Annotated in this window: 2 protein-coding genes and 1 pseudogene; 2 read left to right on the forward strand and 1 reads right to left on the reverse strand. The window is 39.7% G+C overall.

Annotated elements, in window-relative coordinates; genetic code table 11:
• Nucleotides 1–48 precede the first annotated feature (48 nt).
• Entirely contained in the window at nucleotides 49–1,734 is a 1,686-nt protein-coding gene (locus tag QNK26_RS07395) for a hypothetical protein (RefSeq protein ID WP_319221918.1), read from the forward strand.
• 292 nt (nucleotides 1,735–2,026) lie between these two features.
• Nucleotides 2,027–3,298 carry a DEAD/DEAH box helicase gene (locus QNK26_RS07400; protein ID WP_319221919.1) on the forward strand — a complete coding sequence of 424 codons (1,272 nt, stop codon included), beginning with the start codon at nucleotides 2,027–2,029 and terminating at the stop codon, nucleotides 3,296–3,298.
• 127 nt (nucleotides 3,299–3,425) lie between these two features.
• Here the strand turns inward: QNK26_RS07400 and QNK26_RS07405 are convergent.
• A pseudogene (locus tag QNK26_RS07405) lies at nucleotides 3,426–3,746 on the reverse strand (ATP-binding protein); the annotation flags it as partial.

Genomic DNA, 3,746 nt, shown 5'->3' on the forward strand with positions numbered 1-3,746 from the left:
TTAAAATATTCAGGAAATGATTTATATATTTAGTATGATTATTTACCATTGTTTTTTTATATTTTACCTGGTGACCACCATGCTATTAAATTTACTGGTTTAAATACATATTTTAAATCAGGATTTTTTGCTATCAGCCTTAACGTTCAAGGCAACAAAGGTAATCTTGCGGCAAGAGCCAATAGTGATGCGAGCGTTGCTAAATATAATGAAAAAAATAATTGCATCAATTTGTTTAAGGCCGGTTCGACAACACTCTCCCTATATAGTGAAGCGAGTGCTAATTATAATGAATCTGAAACCGTAGACGTGCCTATTATCGTCAATAAAGTGGGAGCAACGCTCAAAGCTGATGGTGATGTGAATAGTCGCTACAGCACTATTCCGGCGACAATACAAACATCGACTATTTCCGGTTCTCACGGACAATTGAGGTATGAATTTGCCGATGGCTCAGCGACTGACGTGGTTGAAATGAATGATGAGGTAAGAACGAGTGGTGGCACGATGAAAGTACTGAATGCCGGTACTACGCTGATAAAAGTAACCGACAGCGGTACGGATCAGCATGAGAGTGCAACCGTCTATTTCAACATTACTATTGCCCCTGCAGAGAACCCATTAGCGGTTACATACCCAACAGCAGTGTTTGCCGTGGATAAGACCCTTAAACCAACTTTTAACGATGATACTAATGATATGTCAATGCGTTTCGAGTTGGCTACAGGCAATCAAACTGTAGAGTTAGTAAATAGCAGTACAGGTGAGCTGAAAATTAAAGGTGGTGGCGATTACAGCTTGAAAGTTATTGCTTCATCGCGCAATTACGAGGAAAAAAATATAACGGTTCATGGAAGTGTGAAAAAAGCTGCTCATCCAGGTCTAGCTACAGCACCTGTTACAGTTGAATATGCACCACTAAAAAAATACAACTTGAACCCTGCGACACCGGCCATTGGTAAGCGAGTTTTTGCTATTGCTCCAAGATTAAGAAAAGATCTAGCTGAAATTGATTCAAACACTGGTGAGTTAACTTTACTTAACTATGATAAGCCGAGTACGATTGAAGTACATATTACTGAAACTGGAAACGATAATTATGAGGAGCTTGAAACCGTCAAGCAACAGATTATCGTCACAGCTCCTAGCAAAGATGCCTCGCATCAAAATTTGACCATTGAAAAAGTAGGCACTATTTTTTCCAGCCGTCTTAATCAATATGCCTTCAAGGCACTGAAAGAAACCAAGGTAAGCTTTGCTGGGGTTGTTCCGATCAAGCCGAGTTATGAGCAGATTAAAAAATTCGGCACGGGAAGTCAATTAATCATCAAGATGAAACCTGTCGATGAGACAGCAACTATAGAAAACACGAAGCCAGTGCTGGTTTATGCGCAACGTTTTGATGGCTGCAGCTCAATCTATGATATACATAGTGTTTCGAATGGTACTGCTAAATCCGTGGAGATGGCAGATAATGTTGTTTGTCCTAATTCTGGTGAAGTGACTCAACGTTACCTTACTTTTACGGTTATTAATGATGAGCACTTAACTTCCGGAGACTGGGAAGCTGTGACGCCATTTGTGATCTATCGTCATTCCAGCCGTAAGTTTAAGCCTACGTCTTACGGTGGCTGTTATGTCTCTACTAATAATAGCTCGTGCACAGGTGAGACAGAGCCTGAGTCAACCATTCATGAGTGGAATCTGGTAGATGTGAAGCTTACAAAAGATTAGTCTAGTAATGGACGGCTAAAATTTAGTATCTAATAAGCCTCTGGTTGTACTGTAAAAACAGTCATGACTAGGGGCTTTTTTTCATTCTCTTATTCAGAACTCATTACACTAATGTAAGTGGCGTATACTACCTATCATTGCGTTAACTTTTGGAACTTAACGTCGTATTAAACTCGTTTTATGACAAGATTGAATGACATTACAGCAGGCTTTGAACGATTTAACTAACTGAATAGGGCATAAATGCGCTAAAATAGCCGGCTATTATCTTATTCTTGAGTCTTTTATATTAATGACAACTGCAACAGCACCAACCAACTTTACTGAACTGGGTCTTATATCGCCTTTATTAACGCGATTAACTGAAATGGAATATCAGCAACCTACGCCAATTCAAGCACAAGCTATCCCAAGTGTATTAGCTGGACGTGATTTAATTGCAGGCGCTAATACAGGTTCAGGTAAGACAGCTGCTTTTGCACTGCCTATGCTGCAAGACTTATTTACAGAAAAGCAAAACAGTACTAAATCAAAAGGTAACTATGTAGCTGGACTTGTTTTAGTTCCAACTCGTGAACTTGCTATGCAGGTTGCTGACAGTATCAAATCTTATGCGTCACATTTAAACGGCGAAATAAAAACTGTGGCTGTGTTTGGTGGTGTTTCTGTTAATACCCAGATGCTTGCATTACGTGGCGGCACTGATATTTTGGTTGCTACACCTGGTCGTTTACTTGATTTGATTTCAAGCAATGCTATTAAACTAGACATGGTTAAAACCTTAGTGTTAGATGAAGCCGATCGTATGTTAAGCCTAGGCTTTACCGAAGAGCTATCTGCATTGATGGCGTTAATGCCAAAACAAAAACAGATTTTATTGTTCTCAGCGACTTTCCCTGAACAAGTAAAAGCGTTAACTGAAGAATTGCTTAACGATCCACTTGAAATTCAATTGCAAAGTGCAGACGCGAGTACATTAGTGCAACGCGCATTTAGTGTTAACCAAGGCGAAAAAACTGCCTTATTAGCGCATTTAATCAAAAAGCACGAATGGCGCCAAGTGCTTATCTTCGTTAACTCTAAACACAGCTGTAATCACTTAGCAGAAAAACTGGCTAAACGTGGTGTTACATCACAAGTGTTCCATGGTGATAAAGGACAGAGTGCACGTATTCGTACACTTGACGGCTTTAAAGCTGGCCAGATCCACGTATTGATCGCGACAGATATTGCCGCACGTGGTATCGATATTGATAAACTACCAGTTGTGATCAACTTTGACTTACCAAGAAGTCCTGCTGACTACATGCACCGTATTGGTCGTAGTGGCCGTGCTGGTGAAGTTGGTTTAGCGTTATCACTTATCGACCATGTGGATGCGCACCATTTCAGCATCATCGAAAAGAAAAACAAAATCAAACTTGATCGTGAACAAGAAGCTGGTTTTGAAATCGATGAAACGATTGAAGCGTACGTTCCTATGGCACCACCAGAAGGTAGCGGTAAGAAAAAACGTAAAAACAAAGCACCTATCAACGCTGACATCTGGTTGAAAGATAATTAACTGAAAGGTTAAATATAACAGATAAAAATAGGTGTCGCGTAACGACACCTATTTTTTTATATTGTTAAATCATCTCGGTGATCTATCTCCATGATCACTCCTTCAATAATTTAGCGAATTAACATCCTCATAAACCGTGTGTATCACAGAGTAATTCTGCATAACGTTCCATCGGAATGTTCATTTCTTCTTGCAAGTATTTAGCTTTAGCAACTAGTTCTTTTCTTTTCACCGACGGGATGTCGTTTTTGAATGCTAGTACGATCGTGTTTCCACTTTCTACTTCAAAACTAAGTACTCGGTTTTCAAATTCGAGCGCGAGTAATTCATCTAACTCTTCTCGTGATTTAAGTACCGTATGCCAGATATTGAGCACGAGAATACCTTGTTCGTTGAGTGCATTTTTACAATCACGCAGGTAGGATGATTGTACTTGTTTCGGTTCCAT

Source organism: Moritella sp. (genome assembly GCF_033791185.1).
In the GTDB taxonomy this organism is placed as follows: domain Bacteria; phylum Pseudomonadota; class Gammaproteobacteria; order Enterobacterales; family Moritellaceae; genus Moritella.

What these genes read in the sequence shown, in the direction of transcription:
- QNK26_RS07400 (WP_319221919.1), top strand. Translation starts at nt 2,027, where the DNA reads ATGACAACTGCAACAGCACCAACCAACTTTACTGAACTGGGTCTTATA.